Annotated in this window: 16 protein-coding genes; 8 read left to right on the top strand and 8 right to left on the bottom strand. The window is 64.4% G+C overall.

The genetic code is table 11. The annotated features are described in order from the left end of the window. Positions 1-2 precede the first annotated feature (2 nt). The 3 genes from GDN70_RS22595 to GDN70_RS22585 form a co-directional block, all read right to left on the bottom strand. On the bottom strand, positions 3-2195 hold the full coding sequence (locus tag GDN70_RS22595) for an RNA degradosome polyphosphate kinase (protein WP_028144988.1): 2193 nt from the start codon (positions 2193-2195) through the stop codon (positions 3-5). Positions 2196-2353: 158 nt separating this feature from the next. Beyond that, the gene (locus GDN70_RS22590) at positions 2354-3031 is read right to left on the bottom strand and encodes a DnaA ATPase domain-containing protein (protein ID WP_038946540.1); all 678 of its coding nucleotides are present in this window, start codon (positions 3029-3031) and stop codon (positions 2354-2356) included. A 111-nt stretch (positions 3032-3142) separates the two neighbouring features. Then, on the bottom strand, positions 3143-3685 hold the full coding sequence (locus tag GDN70_RS22585; RefSeq protein WP_025035876.1) for a CDP-alcohol phosphatidyltransferase family protein: 543 nt from the start codon (positions 3683-3685) through the stop codon (positions 3143-3145). Between the two features lie 157 nt (positions 3686-3842). On the opposite strand from GDN70_RS22585, the gene purM reads away from it, so the two are divergent. Continuing rightward, positions 3843-4916, top strand: a complete 1074-nt coding sequence (purM, locus tag GDN70_RS22580; protein WP_095424291.1) for a phosphoribosylformylglycinamidine cyclo-ligase — start codon at positions 3843-3845, stop codon at positions 4914-4916. 14 nt (positions 4917-4930) lie between these two features. Continuing rightward, entirely contained in the window at positions 4931-5584 is a 654-nt protein-coding gene (gene purN, locus GDN70_RS22575; protein ID WP_038972949.1) for a phosphoribosylglycinamide formyltransferase, read from the top strand. 16 nt (positions 5585-5600) lie between these two features. Here the strand turns inward: purN and GDN70_RS22570 are convergent, their stop codons facing one another. Next, the gene (locus GDN70_RS22570; protein WP_038972947.1) at positions 5601-5885 is read right to left on the bottom strand and encodes a hypothetical protein; all 285 of its coding nucleotides are present in this window, start codon (positions 5883-5885) and stop codon (positions 5601-5603) included. A 28-nt stretch (positions 5886-5913) separates the two neighbouring features. Then, positions 5914-6120, bottom strand: a complete 207-nt coding sequence (locus GDN70_RS22565; RefSeq protein ID WP_007591938.1) for a cold-shock protein — start codon at positions 6118-6120, stop codon at positions 5914-5916. Positions 6121-6499: 379 nt separating this feature from the next. Between GDN70_RS22565 and GDN70_RS22555 the strand changes: the two genes are divergently transcribed. After that, on the top strand, positions 6500-7633 hold the full coding sequence (locus GDN70_RS22555; protein WP_173015854.1) for an autotransporter outer membrane beta-barrel domain-containing protein: 1134 nt from the start codon (positions 6500-6502) through the stop codon (positions 7631-7633). Positions 7634-7643: 10 nt separating this feature from the next. On the opposite strand, the gene GDN70_RS22550 is transcribed toward GDN70_RS22555, so the two are convergent. Next, positions 7644-8684 carry a LysR family transcriptional regulator gene (locus GDN70_RS22550; protein ID WP_028144983.1) on the bottom strand — a complete coding sequence of 347 codons (1041 nt, stop codon included), beginning with the start codon at positions 8682-8684 and terminating at the stop codon, positions 7644-7646. Positions 8685-8754: 70 nt separating this feature from the next. On the opposite strand from GDN70_RS22550, the gene GDN70_RS22545 reads away from it, so the two are divergent. The 5 genes from GDN70_RS22545 (at position 8755) to GDN70_RS22530 (ending at position 12385) form a co-directional block, all read left to right on the top strand. After that, complete coding sequence (locus tag GDN70_RS22545; protein WP_028144982.1) at positions 8755-9372, top strand: hypothetical protein; 618 nt, start codon at positions 8755-8757, stop codon at positions 9370-9372. Beyond that, positions 9359-9979, top strand: a complete 621-nt coding sequence (locus GDN70_RS22540; RefSeq protein WP_028144981.1) for a GNAT family N-acetyltransferase — start codon at positions 9359-9361, stop codon at positions 9977-9979. Before GDN70_RS22545 ends, GDN70_RS22540 begins: the two co-directional genes overlap by 14 nt. A gap of 25 nt (positions 9980-10004) precedes the next feature. Beyond that, the gene (locus GDN70_RS22535; RefSeq protein ID WP_152103055.1) at positions 10005-10568 is read left to right on the top strand and encodes an isochorismatase family protein; all 564 of its coding nucleotides are present in this window, start codon (positions 10005-10007) and stop codon (positions 10566-10568) included. Between the two features lie 30 nt (positions 10569-10598). After that, complete coding sequence (locus tag GDN70_RS35115) at positions 10599-10769, top strand: hypothetical protein (RefSeq protein ID WP_162832232.1); 171 nt, start codon at positions 10599-10601, stop codon at positions 10767-10769. Between the two features lie 233 nt (positions 10770-11002). Then, positions 11003-12385, top strand: a complete 1383-nt coding sequence (locus GDN70_RS22530) for an aspartate aminotransferase family protein (RefSeq protein WP_028144979.1) — start codon at positions 11003-11005, stop codon at positions 12383-12385. Between the two features lie 218 nt (positions 12386-12603). Here GDN70_RS22530 and rnd read toward each other — a convergent pair whose 3' ends face one another. Next, positions 12604-13752 (bottom strand): ribonuclease D, encoded by a 1149-nt coding sequence (gene rnd / locus GDN70_RS22525; protein WP_038972944.1) that lies wholly within the window; start codon positions 13750-13752, stop codon positions 12604-12606. A gap of 410 nt (positions 13753-14162) precedes the next feature. Next, positions 14163-15497 carry an ABC transporter substrate-binding protein gene (locus GDN70_RS22520; RefSeq protein ID WP_028144977.1) on the bottom strand — a complete coding sequence of 445 codons (1335 nt, stop codon included), beginning with the start codon at positions 15495-15497 and terminating at the stop codon, positions 14163-14165. Between the last annotated feature and the right edge of the window lie 3 nt (positions 15498-15500).

The following is a 15500-nucleotide window of genomic DNA, read 5'->3' as shown; positions in this document are numbered from 1 at the left end:
GATCAGGATTGATGGCGTTCGTTCCGGCGCGTGAGACGACGCGGCGAGGATTCCTTGAGCGACTTTCCACGGCCAGACAGACTCGGATTTGTCATGAAGTAGTTGTGGACGTTGAAAGGCTCCTCGCCTTTCGCGGTCTTCATACGCGTTGAGGACCCGTCCGGCAACAATTGCCAGCTCTGCTCATTGTCCTTGAGATTCGCGACCATGATCTGTTCGAGAACCTGCTGATGCACCGTCGGATTTTGCAGCGGACACAGCACCTCGACGCGGCGGTCGAGGTTGCGCGGCATCATGTCGGCGGAGGAGATATACACAGCCGCTTTGGCGCTCGGCAGGCCCTGGCCCATGCCGAAGCAGTAGATTCGGCCGTGTTCCAGGAAGCGTCCGATGATCGACTTGACGCGGATGTTCTCGGACAGGCCGGGAATGCCGGGGCGCAGGCAGCAGATACCGCGCACCACGAGCTCGACCTGCACGCCGGCCTGGGAAGCCTCATAGAGCGCGTCGATGATGTCGGGGTCGACCAGTGCATTCATCTTCATCCAGACCGCACCGTGGCGGCCGTGGCGCGCATGCGCGGTCTCGCCCTGGATGTGCTCGATGATGCGCTTGCGCAGGGTCAGCGGCGACACCGCCATCTTCTCCAGATCGCTCGGCGCGGCATAGCCGGTGATGAAATTGAACACACGCGCGGCGTCGCGGCCGATGGTCGGATCCGAGGTGAAGTAGGAGAGGTCGGTGTAGATGCGCGCGGTGACCGGGTGATAATTGCCGGTGCCGGTATGGACGTAAGTCGTGAGGCTGCCGCCCTCGCGGCGCACCACCATCGAGAGCTTTGCGTGCGTCTTCAGTTCGAGGAAGCCGTAGACGACCTGCACGCCGGCGCGTTCGAGGTCGCGTGCCCAGCGGATATTGGCTTCCTCGTCGAAGCGCGCCTTCAGCTCGATCAACGCGGTGACGGATTTGCCGGCCTCGGCGGCTTCCGCCAGCGCGCGGACGATCGGCGAGTTGTTGGAGGTGCGGTAGAGCGTCTGCTTGATCGCGACGACATCGGGGTCGCGCGTGGCCTGCTGCAGGAACTGCACCACCACGTCGAAGGATTCGTAGGGATGATGGACCACGAGGTCCTTCTGCCGGATCGCGGCAAAGATGTCGCCGCCATGCTCGCGCACGCGCTCGGGGTGGCGCGGCACGTAAGGGGTGAATTCGAGATCGGGCCGGTCGAGGCGGGTGAGCTGCGAGAGCTCGTTCATCGCCTGCACGCCGTCGACCAGGAACACCTCGTCATCGGCGGCCGACAGCGCGTGCTGAACGAAGTTGCGCAGCTCCTCCGGCATCTTGGCGTCGATCTCGAGCCGGATCACCGATCCGCGGCGGCGGCGCTTCAGCGCGGTCTCGAACAGGCGGACGAGGTCTTCCGCCTCTTCCTCGATTTCGAGCTCGGAGTCGCGGATGATGCGGAAGGCGCCCTGGCCGTGCAGATTGTAGCCTGGGAACAGGCGGTTGATGAACAGGGCGGTCGCCTGCTCCAGCGAGATCAGCCGGACGGCCTTGCCCTCGGTCGGCAGGCGGATGAAGCGGTCGATCTTGCCGGGCATGCGGATCAGCGCGTTCATCTGCTTGCCGTCGGCGGCGCGGGTGAGCTGGAGCGCGATGGTGAAGCCGAGGCTCGGGATGAACGGGAAGGGGTGGGCCGGGTCGATCGCCAGCGGGGTCAGCAGCGGGAATACGTTGCTGAGGAAGTAGTCCTCGATCCAGGTCCGTTCCGCCTTGGTGACCTCCTTGCCCTCGACGAGCACGATGCCGACATCGGCCAGCGTGCCGCGCAGGTCGCGCCAGATCGCCTGCTGGTCGGAGGCGAGCTCGGAGACGGTGCGGTTGATCAGCGCGAGTTGCTCGGATGGCGTCAGGCCGTCGGGGCTGCGTTCGGCAATGCCCTCACGCACCTGGGCCTTGATGCCGGCGACGCGGACCATGAAGAACTCGTCGAGGTTATTCGCCGAAATCGACAGGAATCGCACCCGCTCCAGCATGGGGTGGCTGGGATTGACCGATTCCTCCAGGACGCGGCGGTTGAAATGCAGCCAGGAGAGCTCGCGGTTGATGAATCGCTCGGGACTCGATGCGATCGCCGGCAGGCTCTCGGTCTCTGGGGCTTTTTCTTTAGTTTCAACAGCTTGCGCAGAGTCCATCAGAAGTCGGTCCATCCAGTTCGCCCCAATTTGCGACTTATGCGCAAAACCGGCCGGAGCATGTGTTAGAGCGATGACGTTTCGATGACATTGATGTTCCGCCGGTTCGCCGCGTCAAGCGGGCTTGGCGTGGGTCTGGAGGCGGCCACGGAGGCCGATCAGGCGTCGCGGAGCAGCTCGGCGGCCAGCGCCCGGGTGACCGGGCGGCCGAGCCTGAGGGCTTCGCTGTCGAGCAGTTCCACGGCCTGGCGGGCGGCGGCCGAGGACCGCTCCAGGCGGGTGGCGAGGTAGCCGACCACGCTCTCGTCCACGGTGAGCTGGCGGTCGGCGCAGAATTTGACGATCAGGCCGCGGAACAGCTGGTCGTCGGGCGGCAGCAACGCGACCACTGGAACGGCGCGCAGACGCGAGCGCAGGTCGCGAAGCTCGATCTCCAGCGAGGCCGGCACCTCGCGTCCGGTGAACAGGACGTAGGCGCCATCCTCGCGGGCGAGGTTCATCAGGTGGAAGAGGGCGCGTTCGTCAACTTCCCTGGCCTTGAGATCCTCGACCACCAGCGCGCCGGTGGCGAGCGTGCCCGGGACCCCCGCAGCGGTCAGCGCATTGGCCGTGGTGGAGCGGGCCCCTGATGCCTCGGCCCAGATCGCGGCGAGATGGCTCTTGCCGCTTCCTTCGGGACCGGCCAGCCACATGATCCGGTTCGGCCATTCCGGCCAGCTGTCGATCAGGCCGAGACCGGCCGCATTGGCGGGGCCTTCGAGGAAATTGTCCCGGCTGAGGCTCTCCGCATGCGGAAGCGAAAACGCCAATTGTCGGGGGTGAACGCGGCCTGGCACGCTTGCTTTGCTCCATGCCGGCGCGCCGGCGTCATTCGAAGAGGTCGGACGTATCGAGCGGGAGTTGGCCTTTTACGGGGCCGCATCGCCTCTCATTTGGCCTCGATCGTGCTACTTGGCCTCGATCGTGCTCATGTGCCGCAGCCACTCGACCAGATAGAGCGACACGGAGGAGAGTGTGAAGACCGTGACGAGGCCCATCAGGATGATATCATAAGGGGCCGGCTTGAAGCCGAAGGCAAGCGCTGCCAGCACGAGCGCCGCGAACGCCACCTGTGCCACGGTGTTGAGCTTGGACACTTTCGACGGCTTCATCTCAACGGGCCGGTCGAACAGCCAGGACACGATCACGGCGGCGACGATCATGATGTCGCGCGAGACCACCAGGATCACGATCCAGCGCGGAATTGCGCCCCAGATGCCCAGCGCCATGTAGATCGAGACCAGCAGCGCCTTGTCCGCGAGCGGGTCGAGCAGGGCGCCGAGCTCGCTCGTCATGTTGAAGCGCTTGGCCAGGAAGCCGTCCACGGCGTCGCTGATACCGGCGATCAGGAAGACGGCGAACGCGACCTCCATTTGGCTCGACACGATGGCCCAGACGATGATCGGGACCAGCATGATGCGGCCCAGGGTAATGATATTCGGAATACTCACGAAAGCGCTTCCCGGCACCCGGTCTGACCTCGAATCCGGCCTCTCGGGAGGCTGAACCGGTTGATATCTCTACATAGTATACGGCGGTGCGCCATGCGAGCCATTGCGCGTCCCCGGAATTCGACGTAACCAGCCGCGAACCCACTGGAAATCGGGCATGACCGACCGCAAAAACGGCCTCACTTACGCCGATTCAGGCGTCGATATCGATGCGGGCAACCGCCTGGTCGACCTGATCAAGCCGATGGTGCGCGCCACCGCGCGGCCGGGCGCCGACGCCGAGATCGGCGGTTTCGGCGGCCTGTTCGACCTCAAGGCGGCCGGTTTCAAGGATCCGGTCCTCGTGGCCGCGACCGACGGCGTCGGCACCAAGGTCAAGATCGCGATCGAGACCGGGCTGCATGGCGGGATCGGCATCGATCTTGTCGCCATGAGCGTCAACGACCTCGTGGTGCAGGGCGCCGAGCCGCTGTTCTTCCTGGACTATTTCGCGTGCGGCAAGCTCGATCCGGAGGCGACGGCCTCGATCGTCGCAGGCGTCGCGGAGGGCTGCCGCGAATCCGGCTGCGCCCTGATCGGCGGCGAGACCGCCGAGATGCCCGGCCTGTACAAGGACGGCGATTACGACCTCGGCGGCTTTGCCGTCGGTGCTGCGGAGCGGGGCACGCTGCTGCCGCGCAAGGACATCGCGGCTGGCGACGCCGTGATTGGCCTCGCCTCGTCGGGGGTGCATTCGAACGGCTTCTCGCTGGTGCGCAAGATCGTGGAACAATCGGGCCTCGGCTTCGAGGCGCCAGCGCCGTTCGCCCCGGTCATGACCCTTGGCGGCGCGCTGCTGACGCCGACGAAACTCTACGTCAAATCCTGCCTGCGCGCGATCCGCGAGACCGGCGCGGTGAAGGGCCTTGCCCACATCACCGGCGGCGGCTTCACCGACAACATTCCGCGCGTGCTGCCGAACAGCCTCGGCGTCGGTATCGATCTGGCCCGCCTGCCGGTGCTGCCGGTGTTCAAATGGCTGGCCGCGCAGGCCGGCATCGCCGAGCTGGAGATGCTGCGCACCTTCAACTGCGGCATCGGCATGATCGCGATCGTCGAGCCCGACAAGGTCGACGAGGTCATGCAGGTCTTCACCGACGCCGGTGAGACCGTGGCGCAACTCGGCACCGTGATCCCGGCCGAGGGCGAGCACCGCGTCGTCTATAACGGCCATCTCGACATGGCACTGTAATGACTGGCGCTGTGATGAAGCGCCGCGTCGCCATCCTGATCTCCGGCCGCGGCTCCAACATGTCCGCGCTGATCAGGGCCGCCACTGCTGCGGATTTCCCGGCGGAGATTTCGCTCGTCATCTCGAACAAGGCCGATGCGCTCGGCCTTGAACGGGCCAAGGCAAGCGGCGTGAACACGCTGGTGATCGAGAGCAAGCCGTTCGGCAAGGACCGCGCCGGTTTCGAGAAGGTGCTGCAGGCGGCGCTCGACCAGCACGGCATCGAGCTGATTTGTCTCGGCGGCTTCATGCGCCTGTTCACGGCCGAGTTCACCAGGGCATGGTACGGGCGGATGCTCAACATCCATCCCTCGCTGCTGCCGTCCTTCCCCGGTCTCGACCCGCACGGCCAAGCCTTGCGCGCCGGCGTCAAGCTGTCCGGCGCGACGGTGCACTTCGTCATCCCCGAGACCGATGCCGGCCCGATCGTGATGCAGGGCGCGGTTCCCGTCGGCGACCACGACACGGGCGATACGCTGTCGGAGCGCATCCTCGAGGTCGAGCACCGCATCTATCCGGAAGCGCTACGTCTGCTCGCGACCGGCAAGGTCCGGATCGAGGGTGATGTGTGCAAGACGGCGGGGAGCGCGGCGTCGGAGAATTTTCTGGTTGCGCCGGTGGTGCGCTAGGCGGGGCCTGCTGGACTCAGGCGCCGCGGAATAGCTCATCCACCGGTTTGTCGATCGGGCGGGGCTGATCGAATACACCCGCGAACGTCTCGTCTGAAAGTTCCGAGCCGAAAACATCGAAGGCAGTTTGCACCCCGATATCAATGCGCGCGGTATCGCGCGCAGAATCTGGACGCAAGTATTCGTCAGTCGTTATCGATGGCCGCTTGGTGGCGATAGTCTTAGCTCCAGGCAACTGCTCTTCGGTATTATGTCGTCCAATACAAACAAAATCCCCCGGCAGAGCCGGGGGCAACGTCATGATCTCTCGCGCTTTGGCTCGAGAGATATCAGGAGACCTTGAGGTTCTCCGCGGATGCTTTGCCGCGGTTCTCCACGAGGTCGTATTCAACCACCTGGTTCTCGTTGAGGGTCGAGAGTCCGGCACGCTCGACGGCGGAGATGTGGACGAACACGTCCTTGTCGCTGCCGTTCGGCTTGATGAACCCATAGCCCTTGGTCGGGTTGAACCATTTGACGGTGCCCTTTTGCGGCATCGCTAGTCTCCTCCACTAGATATAAAAAAGACGCGGCCGCTTTTCGCGTGCCACGCCACAAACGGGCTTCCGGGAGTCTGTTCGAGTCTTGAGTCTCAATGTCGCGAAACGCACAGCCGAGCGGCCAATTCCGATTGTGTCCAACATTGCAACATGAAAATCGCCCGTTAGCAAGCTGCGCGTAAATTTCAAGGGCGGGCGGATTGTGCCGTTCTGCAATTTCCGACCTGTGGCCGCGGAACCACAATCGAGGGCAATAGCCTCGGTCACCGCGGGCTAAGCGGTTGACCCTCCGTGGCAGTTCGGCACAAATCGCGACATGCGTGCGCCGCGCGTGTTGCATTTTTGCGCGCCGCCATTTGCTTCGGGATTTGTCGTCATGTGCTGCACATCGCAGCCCTCCGGGACACGGCAGACGATCGGGCTGGACCGCGTCCGCAGGGTCGCGGCAGCGATCGCGACGGCGTTTGCGATCGTCGTGATGTCGGCCACGTCGCCAGTCTTCGCGCAAAGCCCGACGCCTACGCCGACCCCGACGCCCACGCCGTCGCCCACCCCGATCCCGTCCCCGTCGGCCGGCAACGCCGCGCTCGATCTCGGCTCGAATTTCCTGGAGCGGCTCGGCAACCAGGCATCGAACGGTTTCAACCGGACGTTCCGCACCAACCCCGGCGGCGGCGGCGCGTCCGCCAGCACCGAGGATCCGCGCTACCGCACCTGGTTCGAGAGCTACGGCATCTCGGTCCGGACCGATGCGCAAGGCGACTTCGTCGGCGACAGGCGCAAGACGGTTGGCGGCGTCGCAGGCTTCGGCGCGCGCGTGGCCCCGGGCGTCAATCTCGGCTTCTCGGTCGACCAGAGCCACACCGACATCGACGTGCCGCTGGCGCTGCAGTCGGCCACGCTCGACCTGACGCAAATCGGCTTCAACGGCTCGGTCGACAAGGGGCCATGGACCTGGGCCTTTGCCGTGGTGCACGGTTTCGGCAAGGTCCGTTCCAGCCGCGACACCGGCCTTGGCCTTGCGACCGCGGGCTATCGCGCCGCGGTCGATGGCGCGCTGACCGAGATCAGCTATTACTGGACCAAGGACCAGATGCGCATCGTGCCCAAGGGCGCACTGGAATATGTGCGCGCCACCAGCGCGGCGTTCCAGGAGGCCGGCGGCCTCGACCCGCTCAACGTTGGTTCGACGGCGCTCTCACGCGCACGCATCATGATCGGGGCCGAGATCGGCCGCTACTTCATCATCGACCAGAAGATCCTGGACCTGTCCGGCTACGGCAAGTTCGTTGACAATTTCCACCAGGATCTGGGATCGGTCCAGGTCAGCCTCGGCGCCCAGAACATTGTCGTTCCCGGCATCGGCGAGAGCCGTTACGGCGTGGATGCCGGTGCCTCGGCTTCGCTCAGCCTGACCAGCGTCGCGCGGCTCTACGTCAATTACGACGGCAAGTTTCGCAACGAGCTGACCTCGCACCAGGGCACGGTCGGGTTCGAATATCGCTGGTAGGCGCAGCCTCCTAGGTCGGCGTCGCCGCGACATATCCCGTCAATCCAAAACCCTCGCGCGCCGCCGTCATCATCGGCACCAGCGCGTTCGGATGGATGAACTCGTCGCGGAAGCAGGGATAGGTCTTGGCATCGAAGATCTTCTTCAGCCAGTCGACCACGATCTTGTGGCGCTCGGAGGTGCGGAATTCCCGGTGATAGGTGAGCCAGAGATCGGCGTGGTGGCTGACGCCGAGATCGACGGCGATCAGCGGCGCGCCGAGCGCGATCGAGACCGTCGGCAGGAAGCCGATGCCGGCGCCGCGCTCGACGGCATAGAGCACGCCGACCGAGGAGTTGGTCTTGATCCCGACGATGCCCTCGAGCGACTTCAGTCCGAGCACGCGCGCGTAGGCGCCGTCGTCGACCTGCGGCGCGCTCTGCTTGATGATGCGGTGGTTCTTCAGGTCCGCCAGCGTCGCCGGCACGCCGTAGAGATTTTCGTACTCCTTGGAGACGAAGGGATAGATGTGCAGACGCCCGAGCTTGGCGACGATCAGATCCGGATTGGTCGGCGGCTCGAGCTGGATCGCGATGTCCGATTCAAGCCGTGCGACGTCGGCCTGCTCCATCGCGCAGCGCAGATCGACGGTGATCTTGCGGTAGGTCTTCTGGAAGTCGATCAGTCGCGGCAGGATCCAGAAATTGCCCGGGCCTTCCGTCACCGCGACGCGCACTGTGCCTGAGGTGTCGTTCGACGACCGCGAGGCGCGCCGGAAGACGTTGAAGGCATGACGCTCCATATGCGCAACGTCGGCGATCATCGCGGTGCCTTCATCGCTGAGCGTGAGCCCGCTCTGGTCGCGCAGGAACAGCTTGCAGCCGATGCTCTCTTCGAGCCGGTCGATCCGGCGCATCAGCGTCGTGGAGGTGAGCCCGAGCTCCTCAGCGGCGTTGCGAAAACTTTTATATTTTGCGCACGCTAAAAACAGTTTCAAATCGTCCCAGGACGCGCCCAGGGCTTCTTCACGGTGCTGCATCATAGCAGCACCCCGGTGCAATAACTGCTGCATACTCCTGATCCCCAGCCGCTAAGCTCGTCGGCATAGCGGGGCACGAAAGCCCGGACGATAGAGGCGCGATATGGCTATGGAAAGGGGCTCGTTTGCCGCAAGGCATGATTTCGATGCCTTGCCGCTGAGCTCGGATGTGGATGTCCGCTGCGCGCAATTGTCCGAAATTGCACCGCTTTCGCAGATGGCGCACCGGCTGGTGCCGGGCGTGCGGATCGGGACAGCCGAACTTGCGCATTACTTCACGTTCGATCCCCAGAGCATCCTGACGTTCCGCCGAAAAGGCGATCTCGTCGGCGGCATGGCTTTCCTGTTTCTCAATGACCGCGGGCACGATGCGCTGCTGCTCGACGAGATCTGCCTCGCCGCGCCCGAGACGCGCTATCTCGCTTCCGCGAACGAAGAGGTCGCTGCCATCTACATCTGGGCGATCGCGGCGACGGGACGCGGTATCGCCGGTCTCGGCAAGGCTGCAGCACATCTGCGACAGCTAAGGTTTCGCAGCGCCGATTGCTATGCGCAGCCGTCAACGGTGGCCGGACGCGACATCATGAAGGCGACCGGCTTTGCGCCGGTCCCGAGCTTCCAGCCCGACCTCTGGTGCTACGAGCGGCCCTGGCATCGGCAGCCGATGCGGATGCCAGGCGCGATCATCCAAGCAAGGAGTTTTGCAGATGCACGGTACTAGGATTCCCGTCGCCAAGCCCTGTTCCCGCGCCATCACCATCCGCCTTGCGCGCGATCCAAGCGATCTCATGCTGGTCACTGCCATTCGCTCGGCGGTCTATCTCGCCGAGCAGGATTGTCCGTTCGAGGAGGAGTTCGACGGCAACGACATGGTCGCGGCCCATTTCATCGGCTTCGTCGGCAACGAGCCCGCAGGCTGCCTGCGGGTGCGCTTCTTCGGCGATTTCGCCAAGGTGGAGCGGCTCGCGGTCCGCCACCAATACCGGCGCTCGCGCGTCTCGTTCAAGCTGGTGCAGGCCAGCGTCGACTATGTGAAGCGCAAGGGTTTTCGCAAGATCTACGGCCAGGCGCAGGACAGGCTGGTCGATTTCTGGGCCCATTTCGGCGCCAAGCCGCTCGGCCACAATCGCAAGGTCACGTTCTCGGATTTTTCCTACACGGAAATGCTGCTGGAGATCGAGCCGGGACCGGACGCGATCACGCTGGACAGCGATCCCTACGTGATCATCCGCCCCGAAGGCGATTGGGACCGGCCGGGCGTGCTCGACGCTTCGGCGGGGCGGGCGGTGACCTCACCGCTGCGGGATCTCGCGCTCGCCGACCGTTGAAACTGGTGCAGCTCTGCGCAAGACAATGCTGGCTTCCATTCACGAAGATCCGCCGATCCTGGTCTGCGCGGATCTCCAGGTCGAATATCTGACCCCTGGGCGCCGCCACGTCGTCCTCGACGGCGACGCCGTCACTGCGCGCTGCCTGGAACTCCTGACCTTGTGGCGGGGCAATCTCTGGCCGGTGATGCATCTGAAGCGCATCGCACAGGCGGCGTGGTTCAATCCGGCATCGAGGCTGACCGATTGGATCGCGAAGACCAAGCCGCGGCCGGGAGAAATGACGTTCGACCATCCGCTGCCGTCGGCCTACAGCTCGTCGCGGTTTGTGGACTACATGTCCAATATCCGCACTGTGCGCTGCATTCTGATCGGTTTTTCCCTGGACGAGACCATCCTGGCCACCGCCGTTGATGGGTTTCACCGCAGCCATCGCTACCAGGTCGTCGCTGACGCCGCGGCTTGCCGGCAGCCGGGTACGGGCGATGCCGCCGCCTATAAGCATGCGGTAGTGAATGTCATCGGGAATTTTGCTACAATCCAGTCCAGCGCCGAACTGATCAGAACCAGCGGCGCCGTTGCGGTGTAGGCGGCCGCGACCGGCGGATGGGGTGAGAGATTGTCACGGGGAGACGAGCTCAAGGAGCTGGCGAGCGATCTGTCGCGTGCGGCCGAGAGGGCGCGCGGGCTGGGTTTGCCGACGACGGTCTATCTGCTCTCGATGGCGCTGGTGGAGGTGAGGGAAGCCGCCGCCGGCACTGACGACGGGCATGACGACGACGCGGCATGAGAGCTGCTCCACGTGTTGCTTCGTCATGAGCGGATTTGTCACGTGCGGCTTTGTCACGTGCGGCAATGTCACGTGCAGCTTTTTCGCGTGCATCTTTGTGCATCGCTGCTGAGCGCTTGCTGCCGACGAATTGGCGTTGCAAGTTCTGCGCTGTCGCAATAGCCAAGGTACTTGATCATCGAGTGATGACGCCGGCTGTGCCTGCGACGTGACGCTTTCAAGGATCCTCGCAAATGTCCATGCTGCCCAATTCGCAAGAGGCCCGGGATGTGGCCTATCAGCTCCATCCCTACACCAATGCGCGCACCCATCAGCAGGCCGGTCCCCTGGTGATCGAGCGCGGCGAGGGTCCCTACGTCTTCGATGCGTCGGGCAAGCGCTATTTCGAGGCGATGGCCGGCCTGTGGAGCGTCGGGCTCGGCTTCAACGAGAGGCGGCTGGTCGAGGCTGCACACAAGCAGATGCTGGCGCTGCCGTTCTATCACACGTTCTCCGCCAAATCGCACGGGCCCTCGATCGACCTTGCCGAGAAACTGGTCGCGCTCGCGCCTGTGCCGATGAGCAAGGTATTCTTCACCAATTCCGGCTCGGAAGCCAACGACACCGTCCTCAAGCTGATCGCCTATCGCTCCAACGCGCTCGGCCAGCCCCAGCGCAAGAAGGTGATCAGCCGGATGCGCGCCTATCACGGCGTCACCATTGCCTCGGCGAGCCTCACCGGCCTGCCGAACAACCACCGCTCGTTCGATCTGCCGCTGCCGAACATCCTGCACACGGGCTCGCCGCATTTCTACAAGGACGGCGCCCCCGGCGAGACCGAGGAAGCGTTTGCGACGCGCCGGGCCGAGGAGCTCGACGCGCTGATCCAGAAGGAGGGTCCCGATACGATCGCGGCGTTCTTCGGCGAGCCGGTGATGGGCGCGGGCGGCGTCATCGTGCCGCCGGCGACCTATTGGGACAAGATCCAGGCGGTCCTGAACAAGTACGACATCCTGCTCGTCGCCGACGAGGTGATCTGCGGCTTCGGCCGGACCGGCAAGATGTTCGGCTGCGAGACCTACGGCATCAAGCCTGACGTGCTCGTGGTTTCCAAGCAGATTACCTCGAGCTATTTCCCGTTCTCGGCCATCATCATGAACGATCGCATGTTCGAGCCGATCGCGGACGAGAGCAACAAGATCGGCGTGCTCGGCCACGGCTTCACCGCGGGCGGTCATCCGGTCGGATCGGCGGTTGCGCTGGAAAACCTCAAGATCATCGAGGAGCGCGGCCTGGTCGCCCATGCCGCCGAGCTCGGCGCCTACATGCAGGGCAGACTGCGCGAGCTCACCAGCCATCCGCTGGTCGGCGAGGTTCGCGGCGTCGGCATGATCGCGGCGATCGAGCTCGTGCTCGACAAAGGGCGCAAGACCGCAGCGGCGACACCGGGCGCCGTCGGCGGCATCGCCAGCCGCATGCTCCAGGAGCGCGGCGTGATCTCGCGCAACATGCTGGACGCCATCGCCATCTGCCCGCCGCTGATCGTCACCAAGGCGCAGATCGACGACCTCGTCGCCGCCATTTCGGGCGTGCTGAATGACATGAAGGCGGAAGTGGCGAAGCTGACGCCGGCGTAGGCTCTTGTCTGGGCGCTCAATCTAACACCGTCACCCTGAGGTGGCCGCTTCTTCAGCGGCCCTCGAAGGGCGACGGCCCGGCTGGCTCGCAGTGTGGCCGCTCATCCTTCGAGGATCCCCGTGCGATGCTTTGCATCGCACGCCTTTGCAGACAACGGCTTCGCCGTTGCGCGGGGATGACGGTCTGAATTATGCCGCGTTGATAGCTGGCGGCAGCCTTACGCCCGCTGCACCCCGATCACGCGGCCCTTCTCGATCGCCAGCGCCAACTCGCCGCGCTTGAGCTTCAAGGCGGCATCGCCGAACAGCTCGCGGCGCCAGCCGCGCAAGGCGGGGACGTCGGCTTCGTCGTCGGCTGCGATCTCTTCGAGATCGTCGACGGTGGCGATCACCTTGCTGGCGACCGCATGCCGCTCCGCGGTCATGCGCAGCAGCACCTTCAAGAGCTCGACGATGGCGGCGCCATTGTTGTTGTTGCGCGGCTTCTCCAGCTTCGGCAACGTCGAAAAATCCCGTGCCAGCCCGCGCTCGACCGCGGCGACGATGTCCGCGCCCCATTTGGATTTCTCAAAACCCTTCGGCACCGAGCGCAGATGGGCGAGCTTCTCCAGCGTGTTCGGCGCGTGGGTCGCGATATCGCTGATGGCCTCGTCGCGCAGCACGCGGCCGCGCGGCACGTCGCGGCTCTGCGCTTCCTGCTCGCGCCAGGCGGCGACCTCCATCAGGACCGCGAGATCCTTCGGCTTGCGCACGCGCGTCTTCAGCCGCTCCCAGGCGCGCTCGGGGTGGAAGTCGTAGGTCCGGGGCGAGGTCAGGACCTCCATCTCGATGGAGACCCATTCGCTGCGGCGGCGCTTCTTGAGGTCGGCATCGAGCGCTGCGAACACGTCGCGCAAATGCGTGACGTCGGACACGGCGTAATGCATCTGCTCCTTGGTCAGCGGCCGGCGCGACCAGTCGGTGAAGCGGTGGGTCTTGTCGGGGCGGTGGCCGGTGACTTTCTCGACCAGCGCGTCGTAGGCGATGCTGTCGCCGTACCCCAGCACCATCGCGGCAACCTGGGTGTCGAACACCGGATGCGGGATGATGTTGGCCTGGTGCCAGATGATCTCGATGTCCTGACGGGCGGCGTGGAAGACCTTCAGCACGGCCTCGTTGGCCATCAGCTCGAAGAACGGCTTGAGGTCGATCCCCTCGGCCAGGGTATCGACGACGACGGCTTCCTCGGCGCTGGCCATCTGCACCACGCATAGCAGCGGGTAGTAGGTGGTCTCGCGCAGGAACTCGGTATCGACGGTAATGACGGGGTGCTTGGCCAGCCGGCTGCAGGCAGCCGCGAGGTCAGCGGTGGTGGTAATCAAATCCATGAACGGCCCATGACACTTGACATCAGCCGTTCTGCCGAAAGCGCTGTGATGTCAAGGGGCTCGATGCGAATTCGAGCCTTGCATTTGGATCGGAATCGCTTTTTCCGACGAAATTCCTATTCGTAGCGGACCCGGTGCGAGGATTTGCGGGCACAGGGCAACGCCACCACGACCACGCACATGGCGACCAACGCCAATCCCAGGAACTCGAAAACCAACAGATCCACGGCGAAATCTCCAGAAACATTGATAGATTTGTCGGGGGTGCGTTGAGGGTCTGTTAATTGCGATGGTTACCGGCGGTGCGGGCCGCCGGATGGTGGACGGGGGGTTAATACGGGCGACCGCCTAAAACGAAATCGGCGCCCCGCATGACGGAGCGCCGATGGTCGTTGGCGATGCAGCGATCCTTACGGCAGCTTCAGCGACGTCTCCGCATTGTACGGCTTCAGCGTCTCATCCGCGGCCTTCTGGGCGGCGGCGAGGGCCTCCTTCGGCTGCTTCTTGCCGTTGAGGACCAGCATCACCTCGTCCTCCAGCGTCTTGCGCACCGGGACGGTCTTGTAGGTCGCAAACCAGGGCTTTGCGACATCGAGCTGCTCGACGGCGGTCTTGGCGTCCGGGTTCTTGCTCAGGAAGTCGACCATCTCAGGCGTCTTGTAGGCGGCCATGTTGGGCGCGAAATAACCGGTGGCGCGGCTCCACCAGCCGCTCTTCTCGGGCGAGGTCATCCACTTGATCAGCGTCCAGGCGGCCTTCTGCTTGTCGGCCTCGAGCCCGGCCGGAACGATCAGCGAGGCGCCGCCGATCGGCACGGCGTTGCGGACGTTGCGCGGGATGAAGGCGACCTTGTAGTTGAACTTGGCGTTGTCGCGCACGTAAGTGAGCGAGCCCGTCGACAGCATCATCATCGCAGCATTGCCTGAGATGAAAGAGGTGCTGACGGCAGGGCCGGGCGTGGCGCCGGGCGCATGGACCTTGTGCTTGGTGACAAGGTCGTTCCACCAGGTCAGTGCGCCCAGCATCGAGGGCGTGTCGTAATAGACCTCGCCGCCGAACTCCTCGTTGTAGTAGCGCCCGCCATTGCTCATGGTGAGCGTTTCCATCATCCAGCCGCAATAGTCGTAGGCGCAGGGGATCGCGACGCCCCATTGGGTCACCTTGTCGCCCTCGCGCTTGGTGAGCTTCTTGGCCCAGTCGGTGAGCTCGGCCCAGGTCTGCGGCGGCTTGCTCGGATCGAGACCGGCTTCCTTGGCCTTGTCGGCGTTGATGTAGAGCAGCGGCGTCGAATTGTGGAACGGGACGCCGTAGACCGAGCGGTTGATCACCGCGTTGCCCTGCAGCGCGGGGAAGAACTGGCCGAGGAACTGCTCCTTGGTGGTGCCGTCGGCCTTGATCAGGGCATCGAGATTGGTGAGCTCGTTCTCGATCTGCATGTCGAGCAGGAAGTTGGCCGACATGATCACGGCGGACGGCGGCTTGCCGGCCTTGATCGCGGCGCGCGTCTTGATCAGCGTGTCGTCATAGGAGCCGGTGTAGACCGCGGTTGCCTTGACGTCCGGATGGGTCTCGTTGAACTCCTTGATCAAGGTGCCCATGTCGCGGGCGAGCTTGCCGTCGACGGGGACGGGGAAGAACAAATCGATCTCGGTCGGACCTTCGCCGGCGAGAGCCGGAAAGGCGAGGGCGCCTGCCATAGAGCCTGCCATGGCGAGGCCCAGCATGAGCCTGCGGGAAAACAGCATCGA

It is taken from the genome of Bradyrhizobium sp. TM102 (genome assembly GCF_009176685.1).
GTDB lineage: Bacteria > Pseudomonadota > Alphaproteobacteria > Rhizobiales > Xanthobacteraceae > Bradyrhizobium > Bradyrhizobium ottawaense.
This window is presented reverse-complemented; position numbering and strand designations above follow the sequence as displayed.